This is a genomic window from Streptomyces sp. NPDC127190 (assembly GCF_042672505.1).
Lineage (GTDB): Bacteria > Actinomycetota > Actinomycetes > Streptomycetales > Streptomycetaceae > Streptomyces.
The window spans coordinates 14,866-28,258 of record NZ_JBHXVE010000050.1; the positions used below are offsets into that span (position 1 = coordinate 14,866).

Here is a 13,393-nt window from a genome sequence, read left to right on the forward strand (position 1 = left end):
CTGGCCGCGGCGGTCCCCGTGTTCCGGCGGGGTTCCCGAGGATCGGCGTGGCCCCTGTGTTCCGGCCTGGCCCCCGGTGTTCCGGTGCGGTTCCCGTGGACCCGCACCGTCCCCGTGGACCCGCGCAGTTCCCCCGTTCCGGCGTGGTCCCTGCGTAGCCGCAATGTCCCGCGGACCCCCCGCTCCCCGCGGACCCGCACATTCCCTGCGGACCGGCACTGCCCCTCCGTACCGGCCGACCCCCGCCGACCCGCCCGGTCCCCCTGCCCCCGGAACGGCCCCCGCGGCCCCGCACACCCCCGTGCCCCCGGGCCGCGCGGGCCACAATGATCGGGTGCGGTACGGAATCCTGGGCGTGACCCAGGCAGTGGACGAGCAAGGCGCCCTCATACCCGTGGGTGGCCCACGCCTCCGCGCGCTGCTCACCGCGCTCGCCCTGCGTCCCGGCCGCACCGCGACCGCCGAAACCCTCATCGACGAGGTCTGGCCGGCCGATCCGCCGCAGGACGCCCCCGCCGCCCTCCAGGCCCTCGTCGGCCGCCTGCGCCGCGCCCTCGGCCGGCACACCGTCACCTCCGCCCCGGGCGGCTACCGCCTGGAGGCCACCGAGGACGACATCGACCTGTACGTCTTCGAACGCCTCGCCCACACCGGCACCAGAGCCCTCGCAGACGGCGACCCGGCAACCGCCCACCGCGCGCTCACCGAGGCCCTCGCGCTCTGGCACGGCCCGGCCCTCGCCGACCTCCCCGACCGCACCGCCGCCGCCCGCCCCGAAGCCCTCCGCGCGGAGGCGGTCCGCGCCCGCGCCGCCGCCGCGCTCGACCTCGGCCGCGCCCAGGACGTCGTACCGGAACTGACCGAACTGACCGCCGCGCACCCCTACGACGAGCCGCTGCACGCCCTCCTCATCCGCGCCCTGCGGGACACCGCCCGGCCCGCCGACGCGCTGGCCGTCTACGAGTCCGTCCGCCGCACCCTCGCCGACTCCCTCGGCACCGACCCGGGCCCGGAACTCAGGGCGCTGCACGCGTCGTTGCTGAAGCAGGAGGAGCCGGTCCCCGAGACTCCGCGGCCGGCGGCGAAGGCGCCGGCCCCCGCCCGGCCGCCCGAGCGCACCGGCAACCTGCGTCCCCGGCTTACCTCTTTCGTGGGGCGGGAACCGGAGCTGGAGGCCATTCGTTCGGATGTGCACAGGGCCCGCCTGGTCACCCTCACCGGACCGGGCGGCTCCGGAAAGACCCGCCTCGCCGAGGAGGCCGCCGCCACCCTGACCCCGGCATGGCTGGTCGAGCTGGCCCCGCTCGACCACCCGGAGGCGGTGCCCGGCGCGGTGGTCAGCGCGCTCGGTCTGCGCGAGACCGTGCTGCTGAGCACCGACCTGGCAGCCCCGCAGGACGACCCCGTCGCCCTGCTGATCGAGCACTGCGCCGCGCGCAGCCAGCTCCTGATCCTTGACAACTGCGAGCATGTCATCGGCGCGGCCGCCGCCCTCGCCGAGACCCTCCTCACCCACTGCCCCGGGCTCACGATCCTCGCGACCAGCCGTGAACCCCTGGGCGTCCCCGGTGAGTCGGTGCGCCCGGTCGAGCCCCTTGTCCCGGAGCAGGCGCACCGGCTGTTCGCCGAGCGCGCGCGGGCCGTCCGTCCCGACGCCGACGCGGTGCTCGCCGACACCGAGGCCGTCGCGGAGATCTGCCGCCGCCTGGACGGGCTGCCGCTCGCCATCGAGCTGGCCGCGGCCCGGCTCCGGCTGCTGACCCCACGGCAGATCGCCGACCGGCTCGACGACCGCTTCCGCCTGCTCACCTCCGGCAGCCGCACGGTCCTGCCCCGCCAGCAGACCCTGCGCGCGGTGGTCGACTGGTCCTGGGACCTGCTGGACGAACGCGAACGCACCATGCTGCGCGAGATCTCCGTGTTCGCCGGCGGCTTCGACCTGGCGGCCGCCGAGGCCGTGTGCACCGGCCCGGCGGCCGACCTGATCGGCGCCCTCGTGGACAAGTCCCTCGTCGTGGCCGCCCCCTACGGCCCCGACGGCCCCGGCACCGGCCGGCCGGACGGCATGCGCTACCGCCTGCTGGAGACCATCCACGAGTACGCCGACGAGCGCGCCGCCGAGATCCCCGGACTGCGCGCCGCCGCGGAGCTTCGGCACCGCGCGTGGGTGCGCGCCCTGGTCGAGGAGGCCGAGCCGCGGCTGCGCTCCGCGGACCAGCTGCCCTGGATCTCCCGCCTGGAGGCCGAGCTGGACAACATCCGGGCGGCCGTCGACCGGGCCGTGCGCGCCGGTGACGAGGCGCAGGCGGCCGCCATCGTCGTGGCCATGGGCTGGTTCTGGTGGCTGCGCAACTACCGCCGGGAGGCGCTGTCCTGGGTGCGTCTGGTGCTGCGCCTGGGCGTGGCCCTGGACACCCTGGAGGCCCGGGGCACCCCGGCGGGCCGGACCTCCGAGGGGGAACTGAGCGCACTGGTGGAGTCGGCCGACCCGGTGGGCGCCCTGCTCGCCACCCCCCAGGGCGCGGAGGAGCGGCATCCCCGGCACGAAGCGCGCATGGACCTGCGGATGCTCGATCTGTTCCTCAGCTTCGAGTCCGACGAGGAGAGCCTCGCCGCCGACGAGCGCGCCCGGGCGTACGTCGCCCGGGTCCGCGCCGCCTACGAGCACGGCGGCCCGCAGGCCGCCCGGCTCCCCGGCATCATCTGGCCGCTGACCGCCTACCACCTGGCCGGCACCGTGGAAACCGGCCCCGACATGGCCGCGGCCGTCGCCAACTGCCGTGCCCACGGCGGCGACTGGGAGATCGGCGTCGCCCTGATGTACCGCACCCATGTGGTCGTGGACTCCCCGGGCAATCTGGCGGGCGTGGACGAGGACCTGGCCGAGCTGCGCGAGCTCAGCCGGCGGGTCGGGGACCGCTGGATGCGCGCCCAGGTGTGCAGCGCGGCCGGCGAGGCGGCCATGGCCCGCGGCCGCTTCGCGGAGGCACGCGGTGAGTACGAGGAAGGGCTCCGGCTCGCCTACGAGGTCGGCGCGTACGCCGAGTCCCCGTTCCTGCTGGCGCGGCTCGCCGAGATCGCCCACCGCTCCGGCGACCGCGAGGCGGCGCTCGCCGCCCTGGACGAGGCGAACACGGCCGCCGAGCAGTACGGAGTGGCGGAGGCCCGCTCCTTCGTCCTGCTGCTGCGCGCCTCCATCGCCCTGGACGACGGGGACACCGCCCGCGCCCGCGAGCTGTACGAGGCGACCCGCGCGCTGGTCGGCGGCGGCATCACCGCACCGCCGCAGTTCACGGCCTTCCTGCGGACGGTCGAGGCGCTGCTGGTGGCCGAGGAGCGCGGCCCGGAACACGCCCTGCCGATCCTCGCCGACGCGCTGGACCAGGCGGTGGAGCAGCGGTGCGCCGAGTCGATCACCGGAGGGCTCGTGGACACCGGGGCCTGGCTGCTGGCCCGGCTCGGCGATCTGCCGGGCGCGCTCCGGCTGTACGAGGCCTCGGACCGCTGGCGGGCCGGCCGGCCCCGGCCCGAGCCGGAGCGCGGCCGGGCACGGCGGGTGTTCGCCGACGCCCGCGCGGTGCTGCCGGCCGGCCGGTACGAGGCCGAGCGGGCCCGGGGTGCCGGCTTCGACGTGGCGGACGTGCTGCGCGAGCTGCGCGCGGGGACACCGTCCGCCGACGCCACCGGGACGCCCGCTACCGGCAGGTGAACCGGGACTGCGCCCAGTCCGCCACCGCCACCGCGTCGATGAGGTTGCCGTGCGGTTCGGTCACCAGGCGTACGGTCCTGCGCCCGGTGAGGTCCACATGGACGGGTACGGCCCGGTCGTGGCCCTTGACCGTGCCGGACCGCCACAGCCGCACCCCGTCGGCCCAGACCGAGAAGGAGACCTTGCCGAGGCCGAGGGTCATGTCGTCGATGCCGGCCAGCGCGTCATAGGCGGTGCACTGCCGGTTGAGGGCGATGGTCACGGAGGAATCGCCGTGCACGGTGGCCCCGCGCGCGTACCGGGTGCCGTCGATCGACAGGCCGTAGCGCTGCCACACCCAGCTGCTCTCGCCCAGCACGATCTCGGGCCGGGTGCCGTCGCCGGTGGCGTCGTAGTTCAGGTCGCTCACCTCGTAGACGACGGGTGCCGGCGGTGGCGTGGGGGTGGGCGTCGGGGTCGGTGTGGGCGTCGGGCGGGGTTTCGGGGGCGCGGGCTTCGGCGCCGGGGGCCGGGGCGGCGTGGGAGGGGGAGTGGGCGTGGGCGTGCGGGACGGTGTGGGTGTGGGCTCGGCGGGCAGGGCCACCGGTTCCGGCGTGGGCTTCGCCGGCGGGGGTGTGGGGGTGGGTGTCGTGGGCCGCACGATCGGTGCGGGCGGCGAGGGCTTGGCGATCGCCTTCGGCGGATGGCTGTCGTTCACCAGGGCGAGCGCCACCGCGGCGGCGGCCACCGCGACCACCCCGGCCGCGATCCCCGCCTTCACCGGCGCGCCGAGCCCCTCGGAGACCGCGGCACCGCCCGCGCCGCCCGCCCCGCCGGACGATCCGCCGGCCGCTGCGGCGGCACCCGCCGCACCCGCCCCGGCGCTGCCGACCACGATCCCGAGGGCCTTGGCGTATCCGGCGGCCCCGAACCAGCCGATGACCGCGACCGGGACGACACCGGGGATACCGCTCGCGACCTCTTCGATCTGCGCGGCCGCGAGCCGGCACCGGGCGCACTCCTCCAGGTGCTTGCGCAGGCCCCGCTCGGCGCGGATACGCAGTTTGCGGCGGGCGTAGGTGCCGAGCTGGTCGGCGTAGCGGGCGCACTCCTCGTCCCCGGTGAGGGCGGCGCTGACATGGGCCTGGAGATAGGCCTGCTTCAGGCCCTCGCGGGCGCGGCTGGCGAGCACGCGCGTGCCGTTGGCGTCCAGCCCGAACAGCACGGCCACCTCGCTCGGCGACTCGTCCTCGACCTCGGTGTGCCACAGCACGGCCTGCCAGCGTTCGGGCAGCGAGCGGAAGGCCTGCATGGCCATGGACTGCTCGGCCTCGTGCAGGGCGCGGACATCGGCGCCCAGCTCCAGGGTGTCGTCGTCGGCGGTCTCGGCGGAGCGCGCGGACTGCTGGGCGAACACGGCGAAGTCGTCGACGAGCTGCTCGCGCCGCGCCGACCTGGTCCAGTGCGCGGCGACCCGCCGTACCGACGTCAGCAGATAGGCGCGTACGGCGTGCTCGGGGCCGGCGCCGCCGCGCACGGCCTGCAACATCCGCGCGAAGACCTCGGCCGTGAGGTCGTCGGCGGTGTGTCCGTCCCGGCAGCAGGTGCGCGCGTAACGCCGTACGGCGTCGGCGTGCCGGCGGTACAGCTCCGCGTAGGCGGAGTCGTCGCCGCCGCGCATCCGTTCGATCAGCTCGCCGTCGGCGGGCGGCATCTCGCGTGGCGGCGGCAGCACGCTTCCCTCGCGCTGGGCGGGCACACTCTCGCCGGTGCGGCCGCCCTGAACCGGCACCTTGGGCGCAGTCGGCCCGACCGGCTGTGCGTCGCCGTCGTCACCGCGTGACCCGTCCCAACCGTCAGCGCTCATCGCGGAAAGCCCCCGACACCGGCCCAGCCCAACCCCTACCCGGCTCAGGGTGCCACATGGGGCTTTCGGCCAAGGGGCCGTCGGCACCGCATCCACTCATCCGAGCGCACTTGTCACCGCACCACCCCGAACATCACTCGAACGAGGGCATCATCCGAGGGCCCGCCCGCACCCCGGCCGAGGAAGCCGGCCGGTGGTACGGGCGGAAGCCGACGTCAGCCGCCGACGGCGAGGCCGGGGCGGGCGGTGGCACCGCCGGCCGCCGCCGTCACGCCGGGCGCGAGCGCAGGCCCTCCAGCAGGATGTCCAGCAGCCGCCCGGACGCCGCCGCCTGCTGTGCCGCGTCCGGCAGCGAGGGCGCCGCCGTGGCGATCACCAGCAGCACATCGGACACGGACACATCGGTCCGCAGCTCACCGGCCGCCCGGGCCCGCTCCACCAGCTGGCCCACGACCTCCAGCAGCGCCCCGGCCCCGGCCTCGTCGGCCCCCGGACCCAGCCGCACCGCACCGCTGTCCGGCTGCGACCGCTGCTGAGGCACCCGGGCCTCCTCGCCCGAGCCCACCGCGGAGCCCACCAGCACCTGCGGCGGCAGCAACCGCCCGGCGCCCGATGCCACGGACGTCCGCAGGAAGCGCGACAGCGCCGACCACGGCTCGTCCTCCTGCCCGAGCGCCGCCCGGGCCTGCTCGGTCAGCCGGGCCGTCTCCTCCTCGGCTATCCGCCGTACCAGCACGTCCTTGCTGGGAAAGCGCCGGTACACCGTGCCGACACCCACCCGGGCGCGCCGCGCCACGTCCTCCATCGGCGCGCCGTACCCCAGCTCGCCGAACACCTCACGCGCCGCACGCAGCACGTGCTCCAGATTGCGCTGTGCGTCCACCCGCAGCGGCGCCGTCCGCGCCCCGTCCGCGCGTCCGTTGCCCCCTGCGGCACTCATCGTCCCGGCACCGCCGCCGATGGCGACAGCGGTGGCTGCGGACGTCCAATGCGTGTCCTGAACATGCATGTGTTTCCCCCGGTCATGACGTCTCCCCCCGGAGACTCCCCGCCTGAACCCGGAGTGCGCGGAACCGGCGTCCATCCCGACCGGGATCCACCCGTCACGGACCGGTTCGACCACATTCCCTACACCCCGTCGACACACGAACATAGTTGAGAGACCGTCAATTCAGAAGGGGCAGGTTCCGCACAGTGCGCCCCTCGATCGGAGTACGGGCCAGGTACGTCCCCATTCCACCCCTTCGCGCCCTCCCGCCCGCCCCCGCTGACCTGCCCCGTTTCTCCCCGCCCCCGCCGCGCGCCCGGCCCTGCGCACACCCGCCCGCCAGTCACACAAATTGCCGGGCCTGTGGACAAACAACTGCGCCGGGTGCGTCATGGGATGGTGAAGGAACGGGCGCGCATTCTGGTTGTCGGCGGCGGCTACGTCGGGACGTACACGGCACTGCGGCTCCAGCGGAAGCTGAAGACCGAGCTCAGGCGGGGTGACGTCGAGATCACCGTCGTCACCCCTGACCCGTACATGACGTACCAGCCGTTCCTGCCCGAGGCGGCCGCGGGTTCGATCTCCCCTCGGCATGTCGTCGTACCGCTGCGCCGCGTCCTGGACCACTGCCATGTCGTCATCGGCGAGGTGACCGCCATCGACCACGCGGTCCGCACCGCCACCGTCAGCACGCTCGCCACCGCCGAGGAGGGCCGCCCCGCCGAACTCGTCGGCTACGACGAACTCGTCCTCGCCCCCGGCTCGGTCTCCCGCACCCTGCCGATCCCCGGCCTCGCCGAGCACGGCATCGGCTTCAAGACCGTCGAAGAGGCCATCGGACTGCGCAACCACGTCATCGAGCAGATGGACATCGCCTCCTCCACCCGCGACCCCGCGATCCGCGACGCCGCCCTCACCTTCGTCTTCGTCGGCGGCGGCTTCGCCGGCGTCGAGGCGCTCGCCGAACTCGAGGACATGGCCCGCTACACCGCGCGCTACTACCACAACCTCCGCCCCGAGGACATGAAGTGGATCCTCGTGGAGGCCAGCGACCGGATCCTGCCCGAGGTCGGCGCGGAGCTGGGCCGCTACACCGTCACCCAGCTGCGCCGCCGCAACATCCAGGTGCTGCTCGGCACCCGCCTGGAGTCCTGCACCGGGCGCGTCGCCGTCCTCAGCGACGGCCAGCGCTTCCCGACCCGTACGGTCGTCTGGACCGCCGGCGTCAAGCCGCACCCGCTGCTCGCGGCCACCGACCTCCCGCTCACCGAGCGCGGCCGGCTCAAGTGCACCGCCCAGCTGACCGTGGACGGCGCCGCACACGCCTGGGGCGCCGGCGACGCCGCGGCCGTACCCGACGTCACCGCCGCCGAACCCGGCGCCCTGACCGCCCCCAACGCCCAGCACGCCCTGCGCCAGGCCCGCACCCTCGGCGACAACCTCGCGCACGCCCTGCGCGGCGAGCCCCTGGAGACGTACGCGCACGCGTACGCCGGTTCCGTCGCCTCCCTCGGCTTCCACCAGGGCGTCGCCCAGGTCTACGGGCGCCGGCTGAAGGGCTACCCTGCCTGGTTCATGCACCGCCTCTACCACCTCAGCCGGGTGCCCACGGTCAACCGCAAGGCCCGCGTCCTCGCCGAATGGACCCTCGCCGGGCTCTTCAAACGGGAGATCGTCTCGCTCGGTTCACTCGAACATCCGCGAGCGGAGTTCGAACTCGCTGCCGGTGGAAAGCCTCCTCACAGCCCCTCGGACGACCCGAAGGGGTCGTCCTGACGGACTTCAGGAACTCCACGGCCCGCTCCGGCGTCTGACGGATGTCGCCGCGGCCCACCCCCTGCCAGACTGCCCCACGTCCGCGGACGGGCACCCGCCCGCCCACAGCACCCACGAGGCTTCTTCCCAAGTGAACTTCACGCGCTGGAGCGCCCGCCTCCCCGGAACGCAGCGCCGCGCAGCGGCACGGACCGAGACCCAGGTCTCCCCGGACCGGCGGGGAGAAGGCTCGGTGCCCGCGGCCCGCGCCGAACAGCCCACCGACGAGCCGGCCCCGGTGCCCGCCGTCGACGAACTGCCCGCCCGCGACGTCCTCGACCGCGTCCCGGCCCTCGTCGCCCTGGTCCACGGCCCCGACCACCGCATCGCCTACGTCAACGACGCCTACACGGCGGCCTTCGGCGCGAGACCCACCGGTGCACCCGCGCGCGAGGCGCTCCCGGAGCTGGCCGAGCTGGGCCTGCTCCCGCTCCTCGACCAGGTGCTGCGCAGCGCCAAGCCCCGCACCCTGAAGTCCCGCAAGGCCGTCGACGGCCGCTCGTACACCTTCACCTGCACCCCCGTCGCCGAGGACGGCGACCACGACGGCGGCGTGCTCGTCTTCGCCACCGACGTCACCGACCACGCCGAGGCCGCCGAACGGCTGCGCGCCAGCGAGCGCCGCCAGCGCGAGACCGCCGTCACCCTCCAGCGCTCCCTCCTCCCGCAGGAGCTGGAACAACCCGACGACCTGCGCATCGCCGCCACCTACCAGCCCGGCGGCACCGAGGCCGCGGTCGGCGGCGACTGGTACGACGTGATCACCCTCGGCGGCGGCCGCACCGCCCTGGTCATCGGCGACGTCATGGGCCGGGGCGTCCGCGCGGCGGCGGTCATGGGCCAGCTCCGCACCGCCGTCCGGGCCTACGCCCGCCTGGACCTGCCCCCGCACGAGGTCCTCCAGCTGCTCGACGGCCTGGCCGCCGAGATCGACCCCAACCAGATCGCCACCTGCGTCTACGCCGTCCACGACCCCAACGAGGGCCGGCTGGTGTACGCGTCGGCGGGCCATCTGCCGATCCTGGTCCGCGACGAGCAGGGCACCGTCTCCCGCGCCGACGAACCCACCGGACCGCCGCTCGGCACCGGCGGCTGGATCCACGCCTCCGGCTCCATCGGACTCGGCCCCGGCGCCACCGCCGTCCTCTACACGGACGGCCTGGTCGAGCGCCGCGACAAGGACCTGGACGAGGGCATCGCCGCCCTCGAGGACGCCCTCTCCGGCGCCACCGGCAGCCCCCAGGTCGTCTGCGACCGCCTGGTCCGCTCGGCCGGCGTCACCGCCGACCACGACGACGACGTGGCCGTCCTCGTCCTCCAGCACCCGGCCCGTACGGGCCCCGACGGCGACCTCTTCCGCAACGCCGCCCTGGAACTCCTCGGCGGCGTCGAAGCGGCCCCACGCGCGCGTGCCTTCGCCTCCGGCGTCCTCACCAGCTGGCGCTTCCCCGCGGAGCTGCACGACCTCGGCGTCCTCGCCACCAGCGAACTGGTCGCCAACAGCCTCCAGCACGGCACCCCGCCCATGCGGCTCCGGCTGCGCCGCACCGACCGCCGCCTCATCGTCGAGGTCACCGACGGCGACGACCACCTGCCCAGACGCCGCCGCGCCGAACCCGGCGACGAGTCCGGCCGGGGCATCGCGATCGTGGCGACGATCGCCTCCAGCTGGGGCTGCCGCCGCACACCGGGCGGCGGCAAGGCGGTGTGGTGCGAGTTCGTCCTGCCGGGCGCAAAGCCCTGACGCCTCATGGCACCCCCTGCGCGGCACCTGGCCGTACCGCCCGCCCAGTGCTAAGAGCAGACCTATGGCAGACGCACCGGGCTTTCAACTCAAGGGCAGCGCACCCGAGCGGTACGAGACGTACGTCGCCCCGCTCATGGCCCCCTTCGTGACCGCACTCCTGGACGCCGCGGACCTCAACCCCGGGGACACCGTCCTCGACCTCGCCTGCGGCACCGGCTTCGCCGCCCGCGCGGCCGCCGCCCTGACCGGGCCCGCCGGGCGGGTGTACGGCATCGACATCAACGAGGGCATGGTCAGCGTGGCCCGGGAGCGCCACCCCCGCCTCTACCCGGACATCGAGTTCGCCGTGGCCGCCGCCGACCGGCTCCCCTACCCCGACGCCACCTTCGACACCGTGGTCTGCCAGCAGGCCGCCCAGTTCTTCCCCGACCTCACGGCCGCGCTCACCGAGACGGCCCGCGTCACCCGCCCCCAGGGCCGCTTCGCCGCCACCGTGTGGGCCGCACTCGACGACCAGCCCTACTTCCGCGCTCTGGGCCGGGCCATCGAGGAGTACGGCGGACCGGAGGCGGCCAAGACCTTCGCGCACGCCTTCGCCTGCACCGCCGAACAGCTCACCACCGCGCTCGGCACCGCCGGCTACCGGAGCACCGAGCAGCGCCAGATCACCGTCGACATCACGCTGCCCCGGCTCGACGACTACGTGGGCGGCCATCTGTCCGCCACCTCCTGGAGCACCCGGATCACCGAGCCGGGCGGCCAGGAGGCGCTCACCCGGGCCGCCCGGCTGATCCGCGACGAGCTGGCCCCCTACACGGCCGACGACGGCACGGCGACCCTGCCCTTCACGGCGGTCCTGGTCACGGCGGTCCGCTGACCGGTACGCGAAACGGCCGCCACCCAGAGGTGACGGCCGTCGCCCGCGCCCGGCTCACGCCTGTGCGGCCACCGGTTCCGGCGCAGCGCCTCCGCGCGTGACCACCCGGGTCCCGCGCGCCAGCCACGGCCGGTCCTGTACGGCGGTGAGCCCGCGGCCCAGCCGCAGCGCCAGGACGGTGATGCCCAGCGAGAACAGCAGGAAGGTCACGATGTACGGCGCGTGCAGCGAGGCCCCCATGGGTCCGCCCACCGCCGGACCCACGGCCAGCGCGAGCTGCTTGACCAGCGCGAACGCCGAGTTGTACTGCCCGGCCATGCCCTCCGGCGCCAGATCGGCGACCAGCGGAGCGACCGTCGGCGACAGCATGGCCTCGCCGAGACCGAACAGCGCGTACGTCGACACGAAGGCGGCCGTCGCCATCTCCTGGCTGCCGTGCCCCAGCCCCGCGTACCCGGCGGCCAGCCAGGCGACGGCCCAGATCAGCCCGACCGCGGCGATCACCCGGGAGCGCCGGCGCCGCTCCACGAACTTCAGCACCGCGAACTGGGCGACCACGATCATCAGCGTGTTCGCGGCCAGCGCCGTCCCCAGCGCGGAGGTGGATATCCCGGCGGCCTCCACGCCGTACGCGCTCAGCCCGGACTCGAACTGCCCGTAGCAGGCGAAGAACAGCACGAAGCCCAGCACGGACAGCTGCACCATCGCCCGGTTCCCGAGCAGCTGCTTCCAGCTGCCCTTCGCCGAGCGGGCGGGCGCGTCCTCGATCCGCGGCGAGTGCGGCATCCGCACCGTCGCCATCACTCCGACCAGCAGCAGGAACATCGCCGCCTCGATCGCGAACAGCAGGGTGAACGACGACACGCGCGTGGTGTCCACCAGGTGACCGCCGATGAGGCCGCCGACCCCGAGGCCCAGGTTCTGGAGGAAGAACTGCATCGCGAACGCACGCGAGCGCGTGTCGGCGCTGGAGCAGTCCACGATCATGGTGGCGAGCGCCGGCTGCATCACGGCCTGCCCGGCACCGAGCGCGGCGGCCGACAGCAGGACGGCCGCGGCGTTGCCCGCGAGCCCGAGGCTCAGCGCGCCGAGCGCGGCGGTGACCAGGGCGGCGAGCAGGACCGGCAGCGGGCCGCGGCGCACGATCGCCCGGCCGGCGAACGGCAGCACGATCAGCGCGGCCACGGCGAAGACGGCGAGCACGAGTCCCGCCGTCATGGCCCCCAGGCCTCGCACCTGCGCCACGTAGACGTACAGGTACGGGACCGTGAAGCCGAGCCCGAAAGCGCTGAGTGCGTTGCCCACGTGGATCCGGCGCATCGCTGCGCCCATCGCCCTGGTCACGTTCACCTCTCTCACTAGTTAGGAGTGAAGACTTCAAAGCTAAAGTTCGAAGCTAAAGAGTACACAGTGAAGGACTTCAACGCAAAGGCACAGCGTGCGATACTGCGGCCATGGCCGACACCGCCCCCGACGTCACAGAGCCGACGCTCGAAGAGCAGATCGCCGCCTACCAGCGCGAGTTCCAGGACCTCGACCCCCAGGTCGAGAAGATCGTGTCGGCGCTCTCCCGGCTCAACCGCCGTATGAACGTCGCCTACGGCCGCCAGACCTCCGCCCTCGGCATCAGCAACGCCGAGTGGGAGGTCCTCAAGGCGCTCGTCCTCTCCGGAGCCCCGTACCGCATGGGCCCCAGCGACCTCGCCAAGCGGCTCGGCCTCACCCCGGCCGCGATGACCCACCGGATCGACCGCATGGTCACCGAGGGGCTGGTCACCCGGGAGCGCGACGAGTCCAACCGGGTCCGCGTCATCGTGGAGCTGACCCCCGAAGGCCGCGAGAAGTGGCTGGAGGCGATGCGCCTGGCCACCGTCTTCGAGGAGGAGCTGCTCCAGGACCTGACCCCGGTGGAGCGCCAGGTGCTCGGCGAGGTCCTCACCCGGCTGCTGCGCCGGGTGGAGCACGCCCAGCCGGACGCGGGCGGCCGGCTCAGCGACCTCGACTGAGCCGGACGAGCGCTTGTAAAAGATCTTGACAGGGGCTGCTTGACACGCCCTTGCCGGATCCGTAAAGTTCTTCGGGTTGTCGCGGAGCCGTAACGGTTCTTCGACAGCACCTCCGCCGCCTCGAGCGGCACCCTCAAACACCAGCACGATCTCCCAGCGGGGTTGTATTCGGCGTGCCCGAATTCAATTCGAAAAGGGACTCGGCGGCCCGATTGGGAATCGCCGGGAAGATCCGCTAAGGTTTGAGACGTCGGAACGGCCCAACGGCCGGGAAGACAAACCCCGCTGACTGGGGATCAGACGCCGAAAGGATCTGATAGAGTCGGAAACGCAAGACCGAAGGGAAGCGCCCGGAGGAAAGCCCGAGAGGGTGAGTACAAAGGAAGCGACCGTTCCTTGAGAACT

Annotated in this window: 8 protein-coding genes; 5 read left to right on the plus strand and 3 right to left on the minus strand. The window is 74.0% G+C overall.

The features are described from left to right. Positions 1–334 precede the first annotated feature (334 nt). Positions 335–3,709 (plus strand): BTAD domain-containing putative transcriptional regulator, encoded by a 3,375-nt coding sequence (locus ACFVIU_RS38305; RefSeq protein ID WP_385848362.1) that lies wholly within the window; start codon positions 335–337, stop codon positions 3,707–3,709. Here the strand turns inward: ACFVIU_RS38305 and ACFVIU_RS38310 are convergent. Both ACFVIU_RS38310 and ACFVIU_RS38315 read right to left on the minus strand, forming a co-directional pair. Continuing rightward, entirely contained in the window at positions 3,696–5,555 is a 1,860-nt protein-coding gene (locus ACFVIU_RS38310) for a sigma-70 family RNA polymerase sigma factor (RefSeq protein WP_385848363.1), read from the minus strand. The two genes, ACFVIU_RS38305 and ACFVIU_RS38310, sit on opposite strands and share 14 nt — an antisense overlap. A gap of 268 nt (positions 5,556–5,823) precedes the next feature. Further along, positions 5,824–6,564: a TetR/AcrR family transcriptional regulator gene (locus tag ACFVIU_RS38315; protein ID WP_385848364.1), complete on the minus strand. Its 741-nt coding sequence runs from the start codon at positions 6,562–6,564 to the stop codon at positions 5,824–5,826. 375 nt (positions 6,565–6,939) lie between these two features. Here ACFVIU_RS38315 and ACFVIU_RS38320 point away from each other — a divergent pair, with 375 nt between their 5' ends. From ACFVIU_RS38320 to ACFVIU_RS38330, 3 genes are all read left to right on the plus strand, one after another. Continuing rightward, positions 6,940–8,319, plus strand: a complete 1,380-nt coding sequence (locus ACFVIU_RS38320; RefSeq protein WP_385848365.1) for an NAD(P)/FAD-dependent oxidoreductase — start codon at positions 6,940–6,942, stop codon at positions 8,317–8,319. A 130-nt stretch (positions 8,320–8,449) separates the two neighbouring features. After that, the gene (locus ACFVIU_RS38325) at positions 8,450–10,102 is read left to right on the plus strand and encodes a SpoIIE family protein phosphatase (RefSeq protein WP_385848366.1); all 1,653 of its coding nucleotides are present in this window, start codon (positions 8,450–8,452) and stop codon (positions 10,100–10,102) included. Between the two features lie 64 nt (positions 10,103–10,166). Beyond that, complete coding sequence (locus ACFVIU_RS38330) at positions 10,167–10,982, plus strand: class I SAM-dependent methyltransferase (protein ID WP_385848367.1); 816 nt, start codon at positions 10,167–10,169, stop codon at positions 10,980–10,982. 54 nt (positions 10,983–11,036) lie between these two features. Here ACFVIU_RS38330 and ACFVIU_RS38335 read toward each other — a convergent pair whose 3' ends face one another. Further along, positions 11,037–12,326 carry an MFS transporter gene (locus tag ACFVIU_RS38335; protein WP_385848369.1) on the minus strand — a complete coding sequence of 430 codons (1,290 nt, stop codon included), beginning with the start codon at positions 12,324–12,326 and terminating at the stop codon, positions 11,037–11,039. A gap of 110 nt (positions 12,327–12,436) precedes the next feature. Between ACFVIU_RS38335 and ACFVIU_RS38340 the strand changes: the two genes are divergently transcribed. Further along, positions 12,437–12,988: a MarR family winged helix-turn-helix transcriptional regulator gene (locus ACFVIU_RS38340; protein WP_385848370.1), complete on the plus strand. Its 552-nt coding sequence runs from the start codon at positions 12,437–12,439 to the stop codon at positions 12,986–12,988. Positions 12,989–13,393: the final 405 nt, after the last annotated feature.

Excerpts from the sequence above, each read along its gene's own strand:
- ACFVIU_RS38315 (WP_385848364.1), bottom strand. The coding sequence starts at position 6,564 with ATGCATGTTCAGGACACGCATTGGACGTCCGCAGCCACCGCTGTCGCC.
- ACFVIU_RS38330 (WP_385848367.1), top strand. The coding sequence starts at position 10,167 with ATGGCAGACGCACCGGGCTTTCAACTCAAGGGCAGCGCACCCGAGCGG.
- ACFVIU_RS38320 (WP_385848365.1), top strand. The coding sequence starts at position 6,940 with ATGGTGAAGGAACGGGCGCGCATTCTGGTTGTCGGCGGCGGCTACGTC.
- ACFVIU_RS38340 (WP_385848370.1), top strand. The coding sequence starts at position 12,437 with ATGGCCGACACCGCCCCCGACGTCACAGAGCCGACGCTCGAAGAGCAG.
- ACFVIU_RS38310 (WP_385848363.1), bottom strand. The coding sequence starts at position 5,555 with ATGAGCGCTGACGGTTGGGACGGGTCACGCGGTGACGACGGCGACGCA.